The sequence below is a fragment of the Nitrosomonas sp. Nm51 genome (genome assembly GCF_900111165.1).
Lineage (GTDB): Bacteria > Pseudomonadota > Gammaproteobacteria > Burkholderiales > Nitrosomonadaceae > Nitrosomonas.
In genome coordinates, this window is record NZ_FOGH01000105.1 from 1 (window position 1) to 2,753 (window position 2,753).

2 protein-coding genes are annotated in these 2,753 nt (G+C 41.3%); both read left to right on the plus strand.

Annotation, left to right across the window (positions count from 1 at the left end):
* Positions 1-202: 202 nt before the first annotated feature.
* Complete coding sequence (locus BMY60_RS14895) at positions 203-625, plus strand: copper resistance CopC family protein (RefSeq protein ID WP_090334690.1); 423 nt, start codon at positions 203-205, stop codon at positions 623-625.
* Between the two features lies 1 nt (position 626).
* Positions 627-2,657 carry a CopD family protein gene (locus tag BMY60_RS14900; protein ID WP_090334691.1) on the plus strand — a complete coding sequence of 677 codons (2,031 nt, stop codon included), beginning with the start codon at positions 627-629 and terminating at the stop codon, positions 2,655-2,657.
* Positions 2,658-2,753: the final 96 nt, after the last annotated feature.

Sequence of the window (2,753 nt, forward strand, 5' to 3'; positions counted from 1 at the left end):
GTCCTGTGGTTGGGTTGTTGCTGATAGCGCTGATTGGTTACAAACTCTTCAGATCCAAACGATTCAAAAACTGGATGGCCGCTAAAAGAAAAAAATATGATCATACTTAACGCACGATTGAATTCTTAAGCGAAGGAACTCGATTCGTCATTTGAAATCAAAATGATTTCAGTACAGTTTTTCATTAAAAGCACAAATAAAAATGGTAAATAAAATGTTAATTGATAAATTTAATAAGTTAACAGTTAGAAGTATTTTAAAATTTATAACGTGGACTCTTGTGTTTGCACTGGCGATGCAAATGAATCATGTGTGGGCACATGCTTCTCTGGTCAAATCCGACCCACCGAGGAGAGCCTCGCTTTCTGAATCACCATCACAGATACAGCTTTGGTTTAATGAAGAAATTGAAGCCGCTTATGCTTCGGTAAAGGTTTTGAATTCTAGGGAAAGGAATGTCGCAGTCGATGAACCCCAGGCGGTTCAGGATGACCCAAAATCGGTCGTACTGGCTTTGCCTGCTTTGGCTCCGGGAAGTTACAAAGTTCAGTTCCGCGTACTATCAATAGATGGACATGTAGTTGAATCAAGTTATGGTTTTAGAATAAAAAATACCCAGCAATAAAATGTTAGAAGTAATCGCAGCAGCGGCACGCTGGTTCCAGCTTGCAGCGAATTTGATTATATTAGGCAGTTGTGTTTTTTTAGTGATTGCCGGTAAAGAAAAGCAAATCTATTCAGCGCAATGGGTAGAAAAATTAGAAAGATTATTTCCAAAATTAGCAATCAGTATCATCATTGGGCTGGTAATAGTTTTAGCGGCAACAATCGGACAAGTTACAGGCGGTACCAGCAAGCTTTTGCAGGCGCAAGTATGGTTTGATTTTATTAATAATACACAAACAGGCAAGATCTGGTCGGGACATTTAATCTCTGCTGTTTTATTAACACTATCGGTAATTTTCCTTCGAAAAAGCGAAAAAGCACGTGGGCGCTATTTTTTATGTGCATTGATAGCTTCGGTTCCCTTGATTGCTGATGCAATGGTCAGTCATTCAGCATCAGAAGGAATGACAATTGCAAATATTGCGCCCTATGCGCTACATATTATTTTAGCCGGTGTATGGCTGGGAGGTTTACCTGCACTATTGTTGCTGAAGTACAAATATGTAAAACAAGTTAAAAGTAGTAAATCCAGTTTTATGGATGCTCAGATCCTAAACCGGTTTTCAACAATGGCATTACCCGTTATGCTTTTAATTGTGTTAACCGGCATAATAGTCGGGGATCGCACTATTGACGGCCATTATGCGGCGTTGGTAGCTACACCATATGGCTGGCTGCTTAGTGGAAAGATATTATTATTGTGTATCATTCTGGTTATTGCTGCGAGTGTGCGCTCCTATTGGCTGCCCTTGTTTGCCAACAGTAAAGATAGTTTGGTAACAAAGAAAAGTGCAGCAGGAATGCGCAAATGGGTGCGGATTGAGTTTTTATTGGCTGTTGTATTGCTATTTATTGCAACCCTTATTGCGAATAATACAACACCAGCCAAACACGCGCTTATCGAAGATTGGCCTTTTCCATTCCGTTTTTCTATTGTTGCAACTTGGGGTATGGATAATGTTGCTGTGCAGGTTTGGTGCGGACTTGCGACTGCAGGTGCGGCTTTGATCGTGTTGTATTTTGGGCGAAAAGCTAACTGGAGTCTGAAACGATTGATTGCCATACCAGCAGTACTGGTAATTTCTGGGCTTGCGATAGCATTGCCGCCGTTGACCATTGAAGCGTATCCTGAAACCTATCTGAGACCACTAGTACCGTATGATGTGATTTCTATTTCCTATGGTGCAGAGCTTTATGCCGAGCATTGTGTTGATTGTCACGGATTTCAAGGTAAAGGAAATGGTATCAAGGCAAGAACGTTGTCTACTGTATTACCGGATATGCTAACGGAGCCGCACACTACTGAGCATACACCTGGCGATTTTTATTATTGGATATCCTTCGGTATGGAGAATACGGACATGCCTGGTTATGCAGATCAGCTATCTGAAGAAGACCGCTGGGATTTGGTAAATTACGTTTATGCATTATCCCGGGGTTATCAGGCACGTATTCTGTCGCCTGAAATCATACCCAACAGAAAAAATATTCAACCGCCGGTTTTTGCCTACACTGCACACGACGGAACAAGCGGTATTCTTCAGGATTTTCGTGGAGATCAACCAGTGTTGCTAGTTATTTTTTCCTGGCCAGAGTCAAAAAAACGTATTGAGCAACTCAAGCAAAGCTATGCCAACCTAAAAACAGAAAATCTGGCGATTCTGGCAGTTCCGGCAGGAACGTTGACATCGAAAGAACTGAGTGAAGTAACGAAAGATTTGCCTTTTCCGCTGGTGGTGGAAGGCGCTCAGGAAATTGTGCAAAGTTATGCATTATCACGCCGAACAATGAACCGACCAGATTTATTAGGACGTGGTTCAATTCCTGATCATATGGAATTTTTAATAGATCGGGATGGATATTTGCGTGCGCGTTGGGTTCCGCTGGCTGAAGAAACGGGCTGGAGAAATATAGAAGTGCTGCTCAAACAAATTGAATTGTTGAATAAAGAAAATAAAAGCGCGATAGCTGCTGATGAGTATATTAGATAAGCTAAAGTTTCACGCTTTTTTGGAAGTGGCGATCTAATTTCATTGATTTTTTGTGATCAGCGATTTTCTTTTGGGTAAGAAGGCAGTCCCGATATT

Excerpts from the sequence above, each read along its gene's own strand:
- BMY60_RS14895 (WP_090334690.1), top strand. The coding sequence starts at position 203 with ATGGTAAATAAAATGTTAATTGATAAATTTAATAAGTTAACAGTTAGA.
- BMY60_RS14900 (WP_090334691.1), top strand. The coding sequence starts at position 627 with ATGTTAGAAGTAATCGCAGCAGCGGCACGCTGGTTCCAGCTTGCAGCG.